Source organism: Ignavibacteria bacterium (assembly GCA_013177855.1).
Taxonomy (GTDB): domain Bacteria; phylum Bacteroidota; class Ignavibacteria; order Ch128b; family Ch128b; genus Ch128b.
In genome coordinates this window covers 1205151-1221472 of sequence record JABLYA010000001.1, presented here as the reverse complement: position 1 = coordinate 1221472, position 16322 = coordinate 1205151, and the positions used below count along the sequence as shown (strand labels likewise).

Genomic DNA, 16322 nt, shown 5'->3' with positions numbered 1-16322 from the left:
GTTATTTGTTTTTGTTTGTTGGTGTTTCTTCGGCTACTTTTCGGAAAAATTCAAGAACTGCTCTTGCATCTTCCATTGTTAAATTTTGATTTGTCATAACGGTCAGATATTCTGCAACAAGTTGTTTAGTAACAGGATGTCTTTTTTCCATCTCTTCTGGATTAAGTATCATATTCATAATGAATTCAGGGGTTCTTCGTTTAATTACATCTCTTTGGGCAGGACCGACATAACGTTCATCGAGTTTATGGCAGGCAACACATTTCTGATTCCAGATTTCTTCTCCTCGTTTTACAAGTTTTGGATCGATTGGTCCGAGTTCAAGTTTTTCTTTGACAGGACCAATTCCATTTTCAAGTTCAAATTCTGTCAAATCTGCACCGACTTGAGCAGTTTGATTTTGTGTTTCGGGAGTTTCTTTCTTTTCGCCGCCACAAGATGAAAGAAAGATTAAAGATGAAACTAAGATTGTTAATAAAAGAATTTTGGATTTCATTTTTACTCCTTGTAATTGGTTATTAATTTTTGTTATTAGTTTAAGAAGACTTTGTAATCTGATTTTCATTTATTAAAAAATCTTTAATTCAGATAATTTAATCTGATTTTAACTTAAATAGAATCAAAGAATTAATCAAGTCATTTATTTTCCCTGTTGCACCTGAATTTTAAAGTAAAATTTATAGAAAGCTTGATTAAATGAAGCGAAACAATTTTATATTCTCTCTAATTAATGTTAATTTTTAGTTAACAAAGTAATTAATTGAAAAAATGAAAAAAGAAATTTCCGATGAAACGATTAAGACTATTGCTGCTTCTTTTATTAAGCAAGCCCAAAAGTATGGTTTTACTCTAAATGATTATCTACGATTCACCAATTATTTACTCGATGAAGCAATGCAAGCTTTATCATTAAATACAGAAAAAAAAGAAACAACTATTTATCTACAAGGATCAATTAAAAAATTACCATTAGAAACAGAAAGATTAATTATAAGACAGACAACGAAAAAAGATTTATCAATTATTAAATCATGGTTAGAAGATAAAGAGGGCAGATTTTTTCTTTTAAGCAGACTTGATAATCAGCAGGAAACTATTGATGAGGTTTTTGAAAATGAAAACAATTTGCTTGGAACAATTTGCTTGAAAGATAAAACTCCAATTGGTTTAATTGCCTACTTAAATATCGATGAATATCATCGAAAGGCTGAATTGCGTAAAATGATAGGCGTTACGAAAGAGAGAGGGAAAGGCTATGGTAACGAAGCAACAAAAGCATGGATTGAGTATGGTTTTTTTACTTTAAACCTTGAGAAAATCTACCTTACAACAATTAACACCGATATTAAAAACATAAGAATTAACGAAGCACTTGGATTTAGAGTTGAAGGATTATTACGGAATGAACTTAAGATTGATGGTGAATATTATGATGTACTTCAAATGAGTTTATTGAAAGAATGGGTAATTAACAAAGAGAGTCAGAAATGAACATTGCAATAACTTGTTATCCGACTTATGGTGGAAGTGGAGTAGTAGCTACTGAACTTGGTAAAGCTCTTGCAGAAAAAGGGCACAAAGTTCATTTCATTTCTTATGGAATACCGATGAGATTGGACCGCTTGAAAGAGAATATTTTTTATCATGAAGTTGAAATGAGTAATTATCCTTTGTTTGAATTTCCTCTTTATTCTCTTGCTCTTGCAAGTAAAATGATTGAAGTCTGTGAATATGAAATGATTGATTTATTCCATGTTCATTATGCAATTCCACATTCCGTTAGTGCATATCTTGCAAAACAAATTGCTCTTGAGAATGGATACAATAAAATTAAAATTATTACAACGCTGCACGGAACAGATATAACTCTTGTTGGACTTGAACCATCTTTTCTGCCATTAGTTAAGTTTTCGATTGAAAAAAGCGACGGTGTAACAGCAGTTTCAAAATTTTTAAGAGATAAAACTCTGACAAATTATCAAATCAATAAAGAAATTGAAGTAATACCTAATTTTGTTGATACTGAAATTTATAAACCAAAAGAGAATTGCGTCTTTAAATCTCATTTTGCACCAAATGGTGAGAAAGTTCTTGTGCACATTTCAAATTTTCGACCTGTAAAAAGAGTGCCTGATGTAATCCGAATTTTTCATCTGGTCAAACAAAAAGTCCCATCGAAATTAATCCTTGCTGGTGATGGACCCGATAGAAGTGAATGTGAAAAATTAGTCCGTGAGTTGAACTTAAAAAATGATGTTTACTTTTTAGGTAAGCAAGAAGCTGTTGTTGATATTTTAAATGCTGGTGATATCTTCATAATGCCAAGTCAGTCTGAAAGTTTTGGACTTTCGGCACTTGAGGCTATGGCTTGCGGACTTCCAACAGTTACAACCAGCATTGGTGGATTGCCCGAACTGGTTGTTCATAATGAAACTGGTTACATTGCTGAGATAGGTGATGTTGAGCGAATGGCTAAATATACAATTGATTTATTGACAAATTCTAATAAGTATAAAAAATTTTCTGAGAATGCCAGAAAAAGAGCGGTTGAATTTTTCAATAAAGAAAAAATTGTCAATCTATATGAAGAATTTTATCAAAAGGTCCTTAATCAATGAATAAAAAAATTTATTGTGCTGGTCCAATTAGTGGAGATACAACTTATCAGGAAAATTATAAAAAAATTATTGAGCTTGTAAAAAACAATGGATTTCATCCTTTATATGAACCCGAATTAAAACCTAATTATGTTTTGACTGATAAAGAAATTTATCGAAGAGATATAAACTGGTTGACAGATTCGGCTGGAATGATTGCTGAAGTATCGGGTTCAAGTCTGGGAGTTGGTTTTGAAATTGCCTATGCTTTATTTGAATTAAAGAAACCTGTTCTTGCCTTGTATCACGAAAGTGTCCCAAGACTTTCTGCAATGATAAAAGGATGCGATTCTCCATTGCTTTCTGTTCAGAAATACAGGGATGAATTTGAACTAGAGAAGTTCATTAAAATATATTTGCAACTGGTTCTTAAATAATTAATCGAAATTAAATCATCGCAGGAAGGAAATGAAATCAGTAGATACTATTCATTGGTATGTATTTTATACAAAACCACGGTTTGAAAAGAAGATTCATCAGAAATTAATTGCAAAGGGGATAGAAAGCTATTTACCTCTAATAAAAGTCTGGCGACAATGGAGAGATAGAAAAAAACTAATCGAAGAACCTTTATTTAAGTCTTACATTTTTGCTCATGTCAATGAAAAAGGCAGACTCGAAGTTTTGCAAACAGATGGGATCGTTCGATGTATTTCTTTCAATGGAAGAGTTGCAATTGTTCCAGATGAACAAATTGAGTATGTGAAAAAGATTGTTGAATTCAAACAGGATAGTCTTAAAGTTTCTGAACAAATTTATAAGGGTGTGAAAGTTAGAGTAATCAGTGGTCCACTTGAAGGTATGGAAGGATATGTTGAGTATATAGACGAAGATAAGTGGGTAGTGTTTAATGTAGATGCAGTAAATCATTCTATTAGAGTTAAACTTTCGAGAGAGGAAGTAATCAAAATTCTTGACCCTGAACCTGAAAAAGAAAAAACAACTTACAAATTCAAAAACTTAATTTAAATCTTTAGAGTTTTTAATATTCATCGCATTTTATAAAAACGGTCGCCTTAAATTTAGACGACCGTTTTTGTTTTTTAGTGATTTTAAATTTGAGTTAATTAATAAGCAATTATTCTTCCAATGTTGAAAGATTTCCAGGATCTTGACCTAAGGCTCTTGCCTTCAATACTCTTCTCATAATTTTACCGCTTCTTGTCTTAGGTAACGAATCTACAAACTCAATGTGTTCGGGTTTTGCAATGGGACCAACTTCATGAGCAACATGCTGACGAAGTTCTTCAACAAGTTGAGGTGATTTTTCGTAACCATTTCGTAAAATGACATAAGCATAAATTGCATTACCTTTGACTTCATGAGGCAGACCAATTGCAGCTGCTTCAGCAACAGCTGGATGACTTACAAGCGCACTTTCAATCTCAGCAGTTCCCAATCTATATCCACTGACTTTAATTACATCATCAACTCGACCAATAATCCAGAAATAACCATCTTCGTCTTTCTTTGCACTATCGCCTGTAAGATACCAACCGGGGAATTTACTCCAGTATTGATTTACATATCTTTCAGGATCTTTATAAACTGTTCTTAGCATTGAGGGCCAGGGTGTTTTAATAACGAGATATCCTTCTTCATTGGGCGGGACAGAATTTCCATTATCATCTACAACATCCATTTCAATTCCAGGAAATGGTCTTGTTCCTGAACCAGGTTTTAGAGGAACGCAAGGCATCGGAGTAATCATAAACATACCAGTTTCAGTTTGCCACCAGGTATCCATAATTGGACATTTTTCTTTCCCAACAACTTTGTAATACCATCGCCATGCTTCAGGATTAATTGGTTCACCAACACTTCCGAGTAATCTAAGAGAGGACAAATCGTGACGATTAACCCAGGCTTCACCAAAACGCATCAATCCGCGAATTGCTGTAGGTGCAGTGTATAGAATATTTATTCCATACTTTTCAATCATTTGCCACCATCGGTTCGGATAGGGATAATTAGGAGCTCCTTCATATAGAAAAGATGTAGCTCCATTCAATAGTGGACCATAAACTATATAGCTGTGGCCGGTAATCCACCCAGGATCTGCAGCACACCAGTATCTATCTTCTTCATGAATATCAAAAACAAATTTCAAAGTTGTGTAAACGCCAACCATATAACCACCCTGAGTGTGGAGTATAGCTTTAGGTTTACCAGTAGTGCCAGATGTGTAAAGTATAAATAGCGGATCTTCTGAATCCATTATTTCAAGTGAACAATTCTGTGTAACAAATGGAAGATTTACAAGCTCGTGATACCACATATCTCGATCTTGTTCCATATTTACCGGCTGACCTGTTCTTTTCACTACCAATACGCTTTGAACAGTTCCGCATCTTTGTAATGCTTCATCAGCAATTTGTTTTAAAGGAACAATTTTGCCTCTCTGGAACGCACCGTCAGCAACTATCAGAACTTTTGATTGACTATCTTCAATTCTTTCACTTAATGCTTCTACAGAAAATCCACCATAAACAACAGAATGGATTGCGCCTATTCTTGCACAGGCAAGCATTGCCATTACAATTTCAGGAATCCTTCCCATATAAATCGTTACACGATCACCCTTTTGCACTCCGAGACTTTTAAGGACATTTGCAAACTTACACACTTCACGATGTAAAGCATGGTAAGAATATGTTCTTAAGTCGCCATTTTCACCTTCCCAGATAAGTGCAAGTTTATTTCTTCTTGGAGTTTTTAAATGTACATCAAGGCAGTTATAAGCTACATTTAGTTTTGCGTTAGTAAACCATTTATAAAAAGGTTTGTTTGAGTCATCTAAAACTTTATCCCATTTCTCAAACCAGTGAAGTTCATTTGCCATTTTTTCCCAGAAACCTAAATAATCTTTTCTTGCATACTCATTCAATTCATCCCAATTTTTGATATGTGCTTTTTCGAGGACTTCTTGAGAAGGATAATAAACTTCGCCCGAAAGATTTTTGTGCTGCATAATGCCCTCCAAATTTGTTTATAGATTTATTTATTACTTTTATATTAATTGGTGTTCAATTTAACTTACGAAGATTTAATTATCAATGAGTTAGTATGATTAATTGATTTAGGTTTTAATTTGTTAACTGCAGCCAGATTAAAATTGAATTTTTAAGAAACTTTTCTGTTTAAATTCAAAAAAATGAATTTCATACAATATCATTTTAATTTCAAATGTCTTAAATTAGTTAGAACATAAATAAAAAAAGGAGAGAGCATGAGAAATAAAAGTTTACTAATTGGCTGTTCTATTGGAGCGGCAATACTGTTTTTAGTTTTTATCATTTTTACTTATGGAGTATCCAAGTATAATCAACTTGTCTCTCTTAATGAGGAAGTAAATAAAGCATGGTCACAGGTAGAAAATCAGTATCAAAGAAGATATGATCTGATTCCAAATTTAGTTGAAACAGTTAAGGGAGTGGCGAATTTTGAAAAAGAAACTTACATAGCTGTTACTGAAGCCAGAGCTAAAGTTGGTCAAATTCAAATTACACCTCAAATGTTAGAAGATCCTCAAGCATTTGAAAGATTCCAAGCCGCACAGGATAATTTATCGTCTGCGCTTTCAAGGTTATTGGTTGCAGTTGAAAATTATCCACAGCTTAAAGCAAACGAAAATTTCTTGCAATTACAGGCTCAACTTGAAGGAACCGAAAACAGAATTTCAGTTGAAAGAAAAAGATTTAATGAAGCAGTACAGTCTTACAACACAGCTATAAAAAGATTTCCAACTAACATAATTGCTGGAATGTTTGGATTTAGAGAAAAACAATACTTTAAAGCAGTTACTGGAGCCGAAACAGCTCCAAAAGTAAAGTTCTGAACGGCTATTAAATTTAAAATCACTTTTGATGAAAAAAATAATTTCAATCTTGTTAATATCATTTGTAATTGTTTACGCGTATATTGAAGTTCCTATTTTAAACAGGTATGTGACAGATAAAACAAATACTTTGACTTCTTCCCAGATTAATGATTTAGAATTCAGACTCAAAACTTACGAGGATACAACTTCAAATCAGATTGTTGTATTAATTATATCTTCTCTCGAGGGCGAAGATTTATTTGATTTTTCGCAGCGGGTTGTTGAAAAAAATAAGATAGGGCAAAAAGGTAAAGATAATGGGATTTTAATTTTGGTAGTTAAAGATGAAAGAAAAATTCGAATTGAAGTTGGTTATGGTCTGGAAGGTGTTGTTCCTGATGCAATCGCAAGTTCAATAATTCGAAATATTATTGCTCCATACTTTAAAGCCGGTAATTATTATCAAGGTTTAGTTAAAGGAATTGAAACTCTTCAAGACGCGATCGCTGGAACATACAGAGCAGAAAAAGAAGAGAATAAATTTAACGGTTTTATTACAGCATTAATCTTGATAATTTTTTTGATTGTGTTCTTTTCAATTATATCTGGAATTAGAGGTTCTTCAAGAGGTGGATGGATTTATTATAATGGAGGATGGCATTCAATTCCGAAACGCAGAAGTAGCTGGGGAGGATTTGGAGGTTTTGGAGGATTTAGTGGCGGAGGATTTGGAGGAGGCGGTTTCAGTGGTGGAGGAGGCTCATTCGGTGGTGGAGGTGCAAGTGGAAGCTGGTAAATTATTTATTTTTTTGTAAAGATTGAGCTGACTTTAAATTGAATAAACTAAAGAAATTTTATAGTTTGCATTGAAAAATTTTAGGATTGTGTTCTTTTTCTTGATGAAATATTCATTGAAAAATTTTCCCTGTATAAATTTAGTTTGATAATCTCAAAATACTTTTTAATAAAATTGTTCAAACAAAAATTAAAAAAATTCTTGGAGGTAACTTAAAATGGCCATAATGATAACAACTGATTGCATCAACTGTGGTGCTTGCGAACCAGAATGCCCCAATAATGCAATTTATCCAGGTGGAACACCCTGGCAGCTTGGTGGAAAAACTTATGGACCAAACGATCCAGCTCCATCTGGTGCAGTAGGATTTTATTCAGAAGAATATTTCTATATTGTACCAGATAAATGTACAGAGTGTGTTGGTTTCCATGACGAACCACAATGTGCCGCAGTTTGTCCAGTTGATTGCTGTGTTCCTGATCCAAATCATGTTGAAGACAAAGAGACATTACTCAAAAAGAAAGAATATCTTGACTCACTGGGAAGATAAAAGTATATCCTTTACTTGCGAGTTTAAGTCGATGCATTTTGCATCGACTTTTTTATTTTAAATAAAAAGGAGCTCGAATGAGAATTGGGAAATATGAAGTAATCTCGATTAAGTCAGGATTGTTTAGATTAGATGGTGGAGCTATGTTCGGCGTTGTCCCAAAAGTTTTATGGAATAAATTAAATCCAGCTGATGATTTAAATCGAATTAATCTTACTACCAGGTCATTGCTTCTTATTTCTGATCAAAGAAAAATTTTGGTTGATACTGGACTTGGTAATAAATTCGATGAGAAGTTCAAAAACATTTATGCAATTGAAAATTTACCAATTGATGTTGCACTGATTAAAAAAGGAATTAATCCTGAAGAAATTACGGATGTAATCATCACTCACTTGCATTTTGATCACACAGGTGGATCAACAAAAATCGAGAATGACCGAATTATTCCAACTTTTCTAAATGCAAAGTATTATATTCAAAAGTCACATTTCGATTGGGCATTAAATCCTTCAGATAAAGATCGAGCAAGTTTCATTAAACAGGATTTTCTGCCGCTTAAAGAATTTAATCAAATTGTATTCACAGATGGAGATTTCAAGCTCGACGATGAAATTGAAATTCTTATATCAAACGGACATACACCAAATCAGCAGCATCTAAAAGTCTCTGACGGAACCACAACTCTTTTTTATTGCGGTGATTTAATTCCAACTTCAGCGCACATACCTTATCCTTATGTAATGAGTTACGATCTATATCCATTAACTACCATTGAAGAAAAAAAGAGAATTTTGCCGCAGGCATTTGAAGAAAATTGGATTTTATTTTTTGAGCATGACCCTTTCGTTTCAAGTGTAACTTTGTCTGAAGGTAAAAAAGGTTTTGAAATTAGAGAAAAAAATATCATTCAAGATTAAAATGGCTGAAAAAGACAGCTTCGTTAAAATTTGTAAAGTTTCCGATTTACCTGAAGGGAGAGGCGTTAGAATTGAAATTGAGGATTTTGATTTAGCCATATTTAAAATTAATAACGAAGTTTTTGTCATAAGCAATATTTGCCCACACAATCATACTGCTCAGATGTTCAATGGTTATTTAAATGAATATGCAGTTTCCTGTCCAATTCACGGTTGGATTTTTGATTTGCGAAATGGTAAAACATTAAGCAACAACAGCAACATAAAAACTTACGAAACAAAGATTGAAGATGATTACTTGTTTGTGAAACTCCCAAAATCTTTCTTTAAGTGGTAGAATGAATAAGTCTGAATTCACCAATCTTGTGCGAAAAAGAATTTTAGAAATTGGCTTTGATCTTGTTGGATTTGCCCGTGCTGATGAATTAAAAGAAGAAGGTGAAAAACTAAGAAAGTGGCTTGAACTTGGTTATCAAGCTGATATGAATTGGATTTCAAAGTCATTTGAGAAAAGAATTAATCCCCAAAAGATTTTACCCGAAGTTAAATCTATTATTTCAGTTGGATTAAATTACTATCAAAAAAATCAATTCCAGAAATTACCTGAAGGTGCAGGAAAAATTTCAAGATATGCCTGGGGGCGAGATTATCATAAAGTAATTGAGAAAAAATTTAAATTGGTGAAGAAACTTTTAGAAGAAATTCAACCTGAATCAAAAAATATTTTTTATGTTGATTATGGTCCAACTATGGATAAAGTCTGGGCAATCAAATCTGGATTAGGATGGTTGGGGAAACATACGAATGTTATCAATACTCAAATTGGTTCGTGGTTTTTCATCGGAACAATTTTAACGACAATTGAATTCGAACCGGATGATCAAATTACGGATATGTGCGGTGATTGCAGAATTTGCATTGATGCTTGTCCAACTCAAGCTATCGTAGATGATTATGTTCTTGATTCAAGAAAGTGTATCTCTTATCATACAATCGAAAACAGTGGAGAGATACCTTTAGAGCTGACGGGGAAATTTGAAAATTATGTTTTCGGTTGTGATATATGCCAGGAAGTCTGCCCATGGAATTTGAAGTTACAAATAGAAACTAATGAGATTGAATTTGCATCTAATACAATTGAGTTTATTGAAAAAGATGAACTGAAAATCCTTGATGAAAAAAACTTTAAAGAAAAATTTAAAGGCAAGCCTGTATTAAGAGCAGGATTAAAAAATCTAAAAAGAAATTTTGAATTCATAAATCAAATGAAAGAAAGGAGTAAAGTATGAGTCAAAATCACAGAAAAGTTATAATTATAGGTTCAGGACCAGCAGGATTTACGGCTGCAATTTATACTGCAAGAGCAAATTTATCCCCACTTGTGTTTGAAGGTAATCAGCCAGGCGGACAATTGACTATAACAACAGAAGTTGAAAATTTCCCCGGTTTTGAAAATGGAATTATGGGACCAGAATTAATGGACATAATGAGAAAGCAGGCAAAACGTTTTGGTGCTGAAATGCTTTTCAAGTATGTTGATAAAGTCGATTTTTCATCAAGGCCATTTAAGATTTACTCAGGTAAAGATGAATACACAGCTGATGCAGTAATTATTGCAACAGGTGCATCTGCAAAATTTTTAGGAATTCCATCTGAACAAGAATATATGGGTTATGGAGTTTCAGCCTGTGCAACTTGCGATGGTTTCTTCTTCAAAGATCAAGATGTGATAGTAGTAGGTGGTGGTGATTCAGCAATGGAAGAGGCAACGTATCTCACGAAGTTCGCTCGAAAAGTTATTATTGTTCATCGTCGTGATCAGTTTAGAGCTTCTGCAATTATGTTAGAACGGGCAAAGAAAAATCCTAAGATTGAATTTAGAACGAATGAAGTGATTGAAGAGATTCTCGGAACAAATGAAAACGGAAGAAAATTTGTGACCGGTGTAAAGCTAAGAAATGTTAAGACAAATGAAATTACAGAACTCCCAATTAATGGAGTATTTTTAGCAATTGGTCATAAACCAAATACTGAAATTTTCAAAGATTATCTTGAACTCGATGAAGCTGGTTACATCAAAGTAAAGCCCGGAACAACATACACAAATATTGAAGGTGTATTTGCTGCCGGTGATGTAACAGATAAAGTATATCGACAAGCAGTTACTGCAGCAGGTATGGGTTGTATGGCTGCAATTGATGCTGGAAGATGGTTAGAAGAACACGAAAGTCATTAATCAAATCTGAAAATTAATTTTCTGAATTGCTTTATTTGTAAAGTGGTTGGGTAAAACTCAACCACTTTTTATTTTTGGAAAAAGGTCGAAGAAATGAATTTTAAGTTCCCTTCAAAAGCCTTTAAACTTTTCCTTATTGTTTTATCTTTTCTGAATTTTCAATTTTCGTTTGCTCAAGTAAAAAAGAAGCCATCAAAAGAAACTCTTGTCTACATTAGAGTTGAAATTTCAACATCTTCAGATTGGACAATTCTCAGGTGGGAAAATTTTGCACAAATAAAAACAATGAGGGTTTTTGCTGTCGAGGGGAAAAATCCAGAGTTCCAGGTTTTTTATGATAAAATCAAACTCGCTCAGAAAATTCTTAATCAAGATCAATCTTCAAAAATTTTAGTGGATTATCTAATCAAAACTGATAAAGATGAAAAATGGAGCTATTCTCTTTTGCGCGGAGAACTCGGTGAAACGAATGTGAAAATTCTGGTAAAAAAAGATTTTCAGTTTGAACAAATTCACGCTTTCAATCATACTCAAAAAATTCTTGAAGATTTAAGTGAAAACAAAATAACCAATCAAGTTATCTTCAATTTTGACTCAAATTATGTATATCTTCCTGAAAAAGTTCAGACTGTTAAAATTCCTAAATTAGTTCTTGCCTTTTATTATCTATGGTATACAAAGGATAATTGGAAGATTTTTCCTCTGGATGATCAACCATTAAACTTTTATTCCTCCGATGATGAAAAGACAATTACAAATCAGATCAAACTTGCAAAGGCAAACGGGATTGATGGATTTATTACATCCTGGGATGGCCCAAATTCATATTCAGATCAGAACTTTAAGAAGTTATTAAAACTCTGCAATAAACTTAATTTCAAAACAGCTATTTATTATGAAACATTAACCGAAAAAGGACCAAGAGATGATGAAGAAATTTATAATCATTTAAAATATTTAATTCAGACTTATGGCAGTGATAAATCTTTCATCAACATTTTGGGAAAGCCATTGATTGTAATTTGGGCATCGAATGAAATGGATATAGCGCGGTGGAGAAAAATTATTTCTTCTCTCAAGAAAGAAAATCTTGAAGCAACTTTTATTGGGATGGGTTACGATATTTCAAACCTTGAAATTTTCGATGGCATTCATCAATACGGAATTGTTTTGATAGATGATCTGCAAAAGGAATATCAACAAGTATCGGAAATTGTCAAGAACTATCATCTCTTCGGTATGGGCAGAAAAATATGGGCAGCAACAGTTCAGCCCGGTTATGACGAAAGAAGAATTCCAAAAAGAAAAGGAATTTTTAAAGAACGAAACTCAGGTAAATATTTTGAAGAAACTTTCAAAACAGCAATTAACTCCAATCCAGATTTGATTTTCATAACCTCCTGGAACGAATGGTGGGAACACACTTACATTGAACCTTCAAAAAAATATAAAAATCGTTATTTAAATTTAACAAGGAAATACTCAAATCTCTGGAAAAGTAAAAAGTAGACTTATTGAGCGTATTTTTTTAATTAATAGGACGCTGATAAAAATTAGATTTTTAAAAATCATAAAATTTAATATCTTTAATAAAAAGGAGAACTCACAAATATGAGTAAATCAAAAGTTGCTGTCCTCAGGACAAGTCCAAAAACTGTACTTGAAGATTATCAAAAATTACTTGAACTAGCAGAAGTTGAAAAATATCTGGATAAATCCGCGACAACCATATTGAAAGACAACATATCCTGGCATTATCCATTCCCTGCAGCAAACACAACTCCCTGGCAATTGGAAGGGTCAATTCTTGGATTAAGAAGATTCGGTTATAACGATTTAGTTTGTGTGCAAAATAAAACTGTAGTGACAGATGCTTTCAAAGGCGAAGATTTGAACAAATACAAACCAATCTTTAAAAAATATAATATTCCGGTTCTATTCAACTTCCGTGATGAAGATATGAAATGGATTAAGTACGAGCCTAAAGCAAAGATGCTTGTACTTGATCACATTTATCCTGAAGGAATTCGTATTCCTGATTATTTCATTGGAAAAAATATAGTTCATCTTCCAACTGTTAAATGTCATATTTACACGACAACAACCGGTGCAATGAAAAATGCTTTCGGTGGTTTATTGAATACAAAAAGACATTACACACATTCCTGGATACATAAAACACTTGTTGACTTGCTTCAAATTCAAAAGGAAATTCATACTGGAATTTTTGCTGTAATGGATGGAACAACTGCAGGTAATGGTCCAGGACCACGAACAATGATTCCAGTTGTAAAGAATGTGATATTGGCAAGCGGAGATCAAGTTGCAATTGATGCAGTTGCAGCAAAGATGATGGGCTTTGACCCGATGAGCATTGAATATATTCGTGTAGCTGATGAGTTGGGACTTGGAATAGGCCGCCCGCAAGACATTGAAATTGTGGGTGACGATGTTTCTAATGAAAATTGGAATTTCTTTGTTGGTGATAATGGTGCAAGTATGGTTGGAGATTTATTGTGGTTTGGTCCATTAAAGTCAATTCAAAATTTCTTCTTTAGAACTCCACTTGTTCATTTATTCATTTTTGGTTCAGAATTTTATCATGACTATTACCGATGGCCATTTAAGGATAAAAAAGTATTTAAGCGATGGTTAAACGAAACTGAGTGGGGTAAGCTCTTTCAGCAATATGAATCAATTAAATAAATCTTAAAACCAAAAAAGGAGGGCTAAATGAAAACTTTAAAAGAAATTATTAGTGACCGTCCAATTCTTTCAGTGCAAAAAGATTTTACCATCCGCCAGGTAAGCGAGTATATGGCTCAAAATAAAATTGGACTTGTCCCGGTTCTCGATGGAGACAAGTTAGTCGGAGTATTCTCTGAACGAGATTTGCTTCAAAGAGTTGTTGCTGCAGGAAAAGATCCCGATAAAACAAAAGTCGAAGAAGTAATGACAATTAATTTAATTATTTCTGATGAGGATGAAACATACTTAGAATGCCTTTCAAAGATGAAGACAGCAAATATTCGGCACATAATAGTTAAATCGGGAGATAAACTTAAAGGTGTAGTCTCAATGCGCGATTTGCTTCAGGCTGACCTTAATATAAAAGATGAGACCATAGAGACACTTTACAATTACATCAATTCAAAGCCAATTTTGAAAATGAGCGAACCATAAAAGGCTTGTTAAATGATACTATATATAGTATATTCGTAAAGAATAATTTTCATGTCTAAAATTGAAAAATTACTTAAAAAACTTTGCAATCCAGCCTATAAGCAAAATGTTAGAAAAGAAGAACTTGAGTCAATTCTTAATTACTTTTTTCCTAATAGTTGGACATTCGGGGAAATATCAGGATCGCATAATTATAGAATTTATCATCCATTCTTTAAAGAACGTCCAAGTGTGTTTGGCCCCGAAGGTTTTATGACTATTCCTGTTTCGAAAGGACAGTTTATTAAACATTTTTACATTAAAAAATTATGTGATGTGATTAAACAAATCGAGGAATTAAAACAGTGAAGAAAAAGTTAGAATATTATTTAAACTTAAATTATCCAATTGAGGTTATAAAGATACCAGAAGACGAAGGTGGCGGGTATTCTGCTTCTATTCCCGCGCTTGGTAAATTGGCGGTTGTATCGGATGGAGCTACTGCTGAAGAAGCAATTAGTAATGTTTTAAAATTAAAAGACGAATACATTAAAGAATTATTCCGAAAAGGAATCCCAATCCCTGAGCCCGCTCAAATCGAAGATCTGGGGAATGTTAGTGGAAGATTTTTAGTGCGTATTCCAAAAGAGCTTCATAAAGCTTTGATTAAAAAAGCGAAAGAAAATGATATTAGTTTGAATCAGTATATAAATTATTTATTAACAAAAGCACTTTATATTGATACTTTTGAACAAAAAGTTGATGAATTCTTTGAAGTATTCTACAAATATGCTCATCAAGTAACCGAAACAAATTATGATTTGAATTTCGAGTTTAAATCCTATTCTAGTTTATTTTCTGAGATAAAATCAGTAAAAGACAAAAGAGAAAGTTATTTGAAAGCGGGTTAAAAAATGAGTGAAAGTAGAATAAAAATTTCTCCCGAGGACTATAAAAAAACATTAGAAGGTTTAGAATTAAATTCAATTATACTTAAGGAGGCAAAATGTTATTTAAATCACGAAATAAAGTCACCAAAGGAATTGAACATTTCGATTAATTCAAAAGAAGATTTTAAGATTAAAGAAGCGGATGAAGAAGTTTTGATTTTTCAAAAATATACTCTTGATGCACGACAAAAAAATTCCAAATCAAGATTTATTCAGATAGAGGTAACTTTTTTAGTCAGATTAACATCAAAAGAAAAATTTTCTGAGGATTTCTTTAATATTTATAAGGAAATAAATTTAAAGTTGAATACCTGGCCTTATTTTAGAGAGTTTGTTAATAATATCACTATGAGAATGAATGTACCACCTTTAACACTCCCACTCTTTAAAGTTAAGTAAAAACATATCTCACTTAATTTCAAACGACGCATTTACCACAGCAGTTATTTCTTTTTCAATTGATGATAGATCATTAATCCCGTAATCTGAAATCATATTCGAGAACTTTGGTGTAATTTGAAGAACTCCCATTCTTGCACTCCTCAAATTTCCAAGTCTACTTCCCGTCGACTCTGCAATTCTCTTTGCTCGTTCCATTGCATCTTTTGCTGCCTCTGCCTGAATTTCAATTTTTAAATCTCCAAGTTTCGTGTAATGATATTCAGGTTGAATTTGCTGAAAGTTTAAACCTTTCTCTAAGAGTTGAGACAAATCCATTGAAAGCTTTTTAATTTTTTCTACATCTTTTGAAAGCACATCAAAATTTTGAGAATAAACAAAATATAAAATTTTATTTGTTTGATAACCTGATGAACTAATTTCATAAACAGGGTAACTTGATGGATTCTTTTCATCAATTGAATCGAGGCTTATTCCATTGTTAGTTAAAAATTCTTTAAGAATTGGAGTCTGTCGATTTAAATTTTTAAATGCTTCCTGTTGGGTGTTTCCTGTTGATGTTAATGTAATTTTCAAAATCCCTAAATCTGAAATGATTAATTTTTTTGCTGAACCAGTAACGGTAATCGTTTGATTAGTCCTTGTGTGATTTCGCCATGTTTCACTGATAATCAGCGTAGCAAGAATAAAAAATATTGAAACGATGAGAGATGGAACGATGTATTTATTATCTGAGATCATTTTGCACTCCTTTTTCTTTCAACTTAGAACATTATTGATTTTTCTTCAAATCAAGTGCTTTTGTTAGAAAAATTGCTTTATAAAAAAAGTT

20 protein-coding genes are annotated in these 16322 nt (G+C 32.7%); 17 read left to right on the top strand and 3 right to left on the bottom strand.

Annotated features, from left to right (window positions below):
• Position 1: 1 nt before the first annotated feature.
• On the bottom strand, positions 2-496 hold the full coding sequence (locus HPY57_05145; GenBank protein NPV11162.1) for a cytochrome c: 495 nt from the start codon (positions 494-496) through the stop codon (positions 2-4).
• Between the two features lie 272 nt (positions 497-768).
• Here HPY57_05145 and HPY57_05140 point away from each other — a divergent pair, with 272 nt between their 5' ends.
• Genes HPY57_05140 through HPY57_05125 form a run of 4 tightly spaced genes read left to right on the top strand, consistent with a single transcriptional unit; the run spans position 769 to position 3626 of the window.
• Positions 769-1491, top strand: a complete 723-nt coding sequence (locus HPY57_05140; GenBank protein ID NPV11161.1) for a GNAT family N-acetyltransferase — start codon at positions 769-771, stop codon at positions 1489-1491.
• Complete coding sequence (gene bshA, locus HPY57_05135) at positions 1488-2618, top strand: N-acetyl-alpha-D-glucosaminyl L-malate synthase BshA (protein ID NPV11160.1); 1131 nt, start codon at positions 1488-1490, stop codon at positions 2616-2618. The genes HPY57_05140 and bshA overlap by 4 nt, the downstream gene beginning before the upstream one ends.
• Positions 2615-3034, top strand: coding sequence for a nucleoside 2-deoxyribosyltransferase (locus tag HPY57_05130; GenBank protein NPV11159.1), 420 nt, complete (start codon positions 2615-2617; stop codon positions 3032-3034). Before bshA ends, HPY57_05130 begins: the two co-directional genes overlap by 4 nt.
• Before the next feature lie 31 nt (positions 3035-3065).
• A complete protein-coding gene (locus tag HPY57_05125; protein ID NPV11158.1) occupies positions 3066-3626 on the top strand; it encodes a UpxY family transcription antiterminator in 561 nt (186 codons plus the stop codon).
• A 109-nt stretch (positions 3627-3735) separates the two neighbouring features.
• Here the strand turns inward: HPY57_05125 and acs are convergent, their stop codons facing one another.
• Entirely contained in the window at positions 3736-5628 is a 1893-nt protein-coding gene (acs, locus tag HPY57_05120; GenBank protein ID NPV11157.1) for an acetate--CoA ligase, read from the bottom strand.
• 258 nt (positions 5629-5886) lie between these two features.
• On the opposite strand from acs, the gene HPY57_05115 reads away from it, so the two are divergent.
• The 13 genes from HPY57_05115 to HPY57_05055 all read left to right on the top strand — a co-directional run bounded on the left by HPY57_05115 (position 5887) and on the right by HPY57_05055 (position 15490).
• On the top strand, positions 5887-6495 hold the full coding sequence (locus tag HPY57_05115; GenBank protein NPV11156.1) for a LemA family protein: 609 nt from the start codon (positions 5887-5889) through the stop codon (positions 6493-6495).
• A gap of 28 nt (positions 6496-6523) precedes the next feature.
• Positions 6524-7273 (top strand): hypothetical protein, encoded by a 750-nt coding sequence (locus HPY57_05110; protein NPV11155.1) that lies wholly within the window; start codon positions 6524-6526, stop codon positions 7271-7273.
• 217 nt (positions 7274-7490) lie between these two features.
• Positions 7491-7823 (top strand): 4Fe-4S dicluster domain-containing protein, encoded by a 333-nt coding sequence (locus HPY57_05105; GenBank protein NPV11154.1) that lies wholly within the window; start codon positions 7491-7493, stop codon positions 7821-7823.
• A 77-nt stretch (positions 7824-7900) separates the two neighbouring features.
• Positions 7901-8743, top strand: coding sequence for an MBL fold metallo-hydrolase (locus HPY57_05100; GenBank protein ID NPV11153.1), 843 nt, complete (start codon positions 7901-7903; stop codon positions 8741-8743).
• Between the two features lies 1 nt (position 8744).
• On the top strand, positions 8745-9080 hold the full coding sequence (locus HPY57_05095; GenBank protein NPV11152.1) for a Rieske 2Fe-2S domain-containing protein: 336 nt from the start codon (positions 8745-8747) through the stop codon (positions 9078-9080).
• Between the two features lies 1 nt (position 9081).
• Positions 9082-10032 carry a tRNA epoxyqueuosine(34) reductase QueG gene (gene queG / locus HPY57_05090; protein ID NPV11151.1) on the top strand — a complete coding sequence of 317 codons (951 nt, stop codon included), beginning with the start codon at positions 9082-9084 and terminating at the stop codon, positions 10030-10032.
• Positions 10029-10979: a thioredoxin-disulfide reductase gene (trxB, locus tag HPY57_05085; protein NPV11150.1), complete on the top strand. Its 951-nt coding sequence runs from the start codon at positions 10029-10031 to the stop codon at positions 10977-10979. Before queG ends, trxB begins: the two co-directional genes overlap by 4 nt.
• Positions 10980-11072: 93 nt before the next feature.
• Positions 11073-12488 (top strand): DUF5010 domain-containing protein, encoded by a 1416-nt coding sequence (locus HPY57_05080; protein NPV11149.1) that lies wholly within the window; start codon positions 11073-11075, stop codon positions 12486-12488.
• Between the two features lie 102 nt (positions 12489-12590).
• On the top strand, positions 12591-13685 hold the full coding sequence (locus tag HPY57_05075; protein ID NPV11148.1) for a DUF362 domain-containing protein: 1095 nt from the start codon (positions 12591-12593) through the stop codon (positions 13683-13685).
• Positions 13686-13712: 27 nt separating this feature from the next.
• A complete protein-coding gene (locus HPY57_05070) occupies positions 13713-14162 on the top strand; it encodes a CBS domain-containing protein (protein ID NPV11147.1) in 450 nt (149 codons plus the stop codon).
• Positions 14163-14213: 51 nt separating this feature from the next.
• Complete coding sequence (locus HPY57_05065) at positions 14214-14510, top strand: hypothetical protein (GenBank protein NPV11146.1); 297 nt, start codon at positions 14214-14216, stop codon at positions 14508-14510.
• The gene (locus tag HPY57_05060) at positions 14507-15052 is read left to right on the top strand and encodes a toxin-antitoxin system HicB family antitoxin (protein NPV11145.1); all 546 of its coding nucleotides are present in this window, start codon (positions 14507-14509) and stop codon (positions 15050-15052) included. Before HPY57_05065 ends, HPY57_05060 begins: the two co-directional genes overlap by 4 nt.
• A gap of 3 nt (positions 15053-15055) precedes the next feature.
• Positions 15056-15490 carry a hypothetical protein gene (locus HPY57_05055; protein ID NPV11144.1) on the top strand — a complete coding sequence of 145 codons (435 nt, stop codon included), beginning with the start codon at positions 15056-15058 and terminating at the stop codon, positions 15488-15490.
• A 9-nt stretch (positions 15491-15499) separates the two neighbouring features.
• On the opposite strand, the gene HPY57_05050 is transcribed toward HPY57_05055, so the two are convergent.
• Complete coding sequence (locus tag HPY57_05050) at positions 15500-16231, bottom strand: SIMPL domain-containing protein (GenBank protein ID NPV11143.1); 732 nt, start codon at positions 16229-16231, stop codon at positions 15500-15502.
• Between the last annotated feature and the right edge of the window lie 91 nt (positions 16232-16322).

Coding starts and splice junctions, on each gene's coding strand:
- HPY57_05080 (NPV11149.1), top strand. CDS start 11,073: ATGAATTTTAAGTTCCCTTCAAAAGCCTTTAAACTTTTCCTTATTGTT.
- HPY57_05125 (NPV11158.1), top strand. CDS start 3,066: ATGAAATCAGTAGATACTATTCATTGGTATGTATTTTATACAAAACCA.
- HPY57_05105 (NPV11154.1), top strand. CDS start 7,491: ATGGCCATAATGATAACAACTGATTGCATCAACTGTGGTGCTTGCGAA.
- HPY57_05110 (NPV11155.1), top strand. CDS start 6,524: ATGAAAAAAATAATTTCAATCTTGTTAATATCATTTGTAATTGTTTAC.
- HPY57_05070 (NPV11147.1), top strand. CDS start 13,713: ATGAAAACTTTAAAAGAAATTATTAGTGACCGTCCAATTCTTTCAGTG.
- trxB (NPV11150.1), top strand. CDS start 10,029: ATGAGTCAAAATCACAGAAAAGTTATAATTATAGGTTCAGGACCAGCA.
- HPY57_05130 (NPV11159.1), top strand. CDS start 2,615: ATGAATAAAAAAATTTATTGTGCTGGTCCAATTAGTGGAGATACAACT.
- bshA (NPV11160.1), top strand. CDS start 1,488: ATGAACATTGCAATAACTTGTTATCCGACTTATGGTGGAAGTGGAGTA.
- HPY57_05075 (NPV11148.1), top strand. CDS start 12,591: ATGAGTAAATCAAAAGTTGCTGTCCTCAGGACAAGTCCAAAAACTGTA.
- queG (NPV11151.1), top strand. CDS start 9,082: ATGAATAAGTCTGAATTCACCAATCTTGTGCGAAAAAGAATTTTAGAA.
- HPY57_05145 (NPV11162.1), bottom strand. CDS start 496: ATGAAATCCAAAATTCTTTTATTAACAATCTTAGTTTCATCTTTAATC.
- HPY57_05140 (NPV11161.1), top strand. CDS start 769: ATGAAAAAAGAAATTTCCGATGAAACGATTAAGACTATTGCTGCTTCT.
- HPY57_05050 (NPV11143.1), bottom strand. CDS start 16,231: ATGATCTCAGATAATAAATACATCGTTCCATCTCTCATCGTTTCAATA.
- HPY57_05100 (NPV11153.1), top strand. CDS start 7,901: ATGAGAATTGGGAAATATGAAGTAATCTCGATTAAGTCAGGATTGTTT.
- HPY57_05115 (NPV11156.1), top strand. CDS start 5,887: ATGAGAAATAAAAGTTTACTAATTGGCTGTTCTATTGGAGCGGCAATA.
- acs (NPV11157.1), bottom strand. CDS start 5,628: ATGCAGCACAAAAATCTTTCGGGCGAAGTTTATTATCCTTCTCAAGAA.
- HPY57_05055 (NPV11144.1), top strand. CDS start 15,056: ATGAGTGAAAGTAGAATAAAAATTTCTCCCGAGGACTATAAAAAAACA.
- HPY57_05065 (NPV11146.1), top strand. CDS start 14,214: ATGTCTAAAATTGAAAAATTACTTAAAAAACTTTGCAATCCAGCCTAT.
- HPY57_05095 (NPV11152.1), top strand. CDS start 8,745: ATGGCTGAAAAAGACAGCTTCGTTAAAATTTGTAAAGTTTCCGATTTA.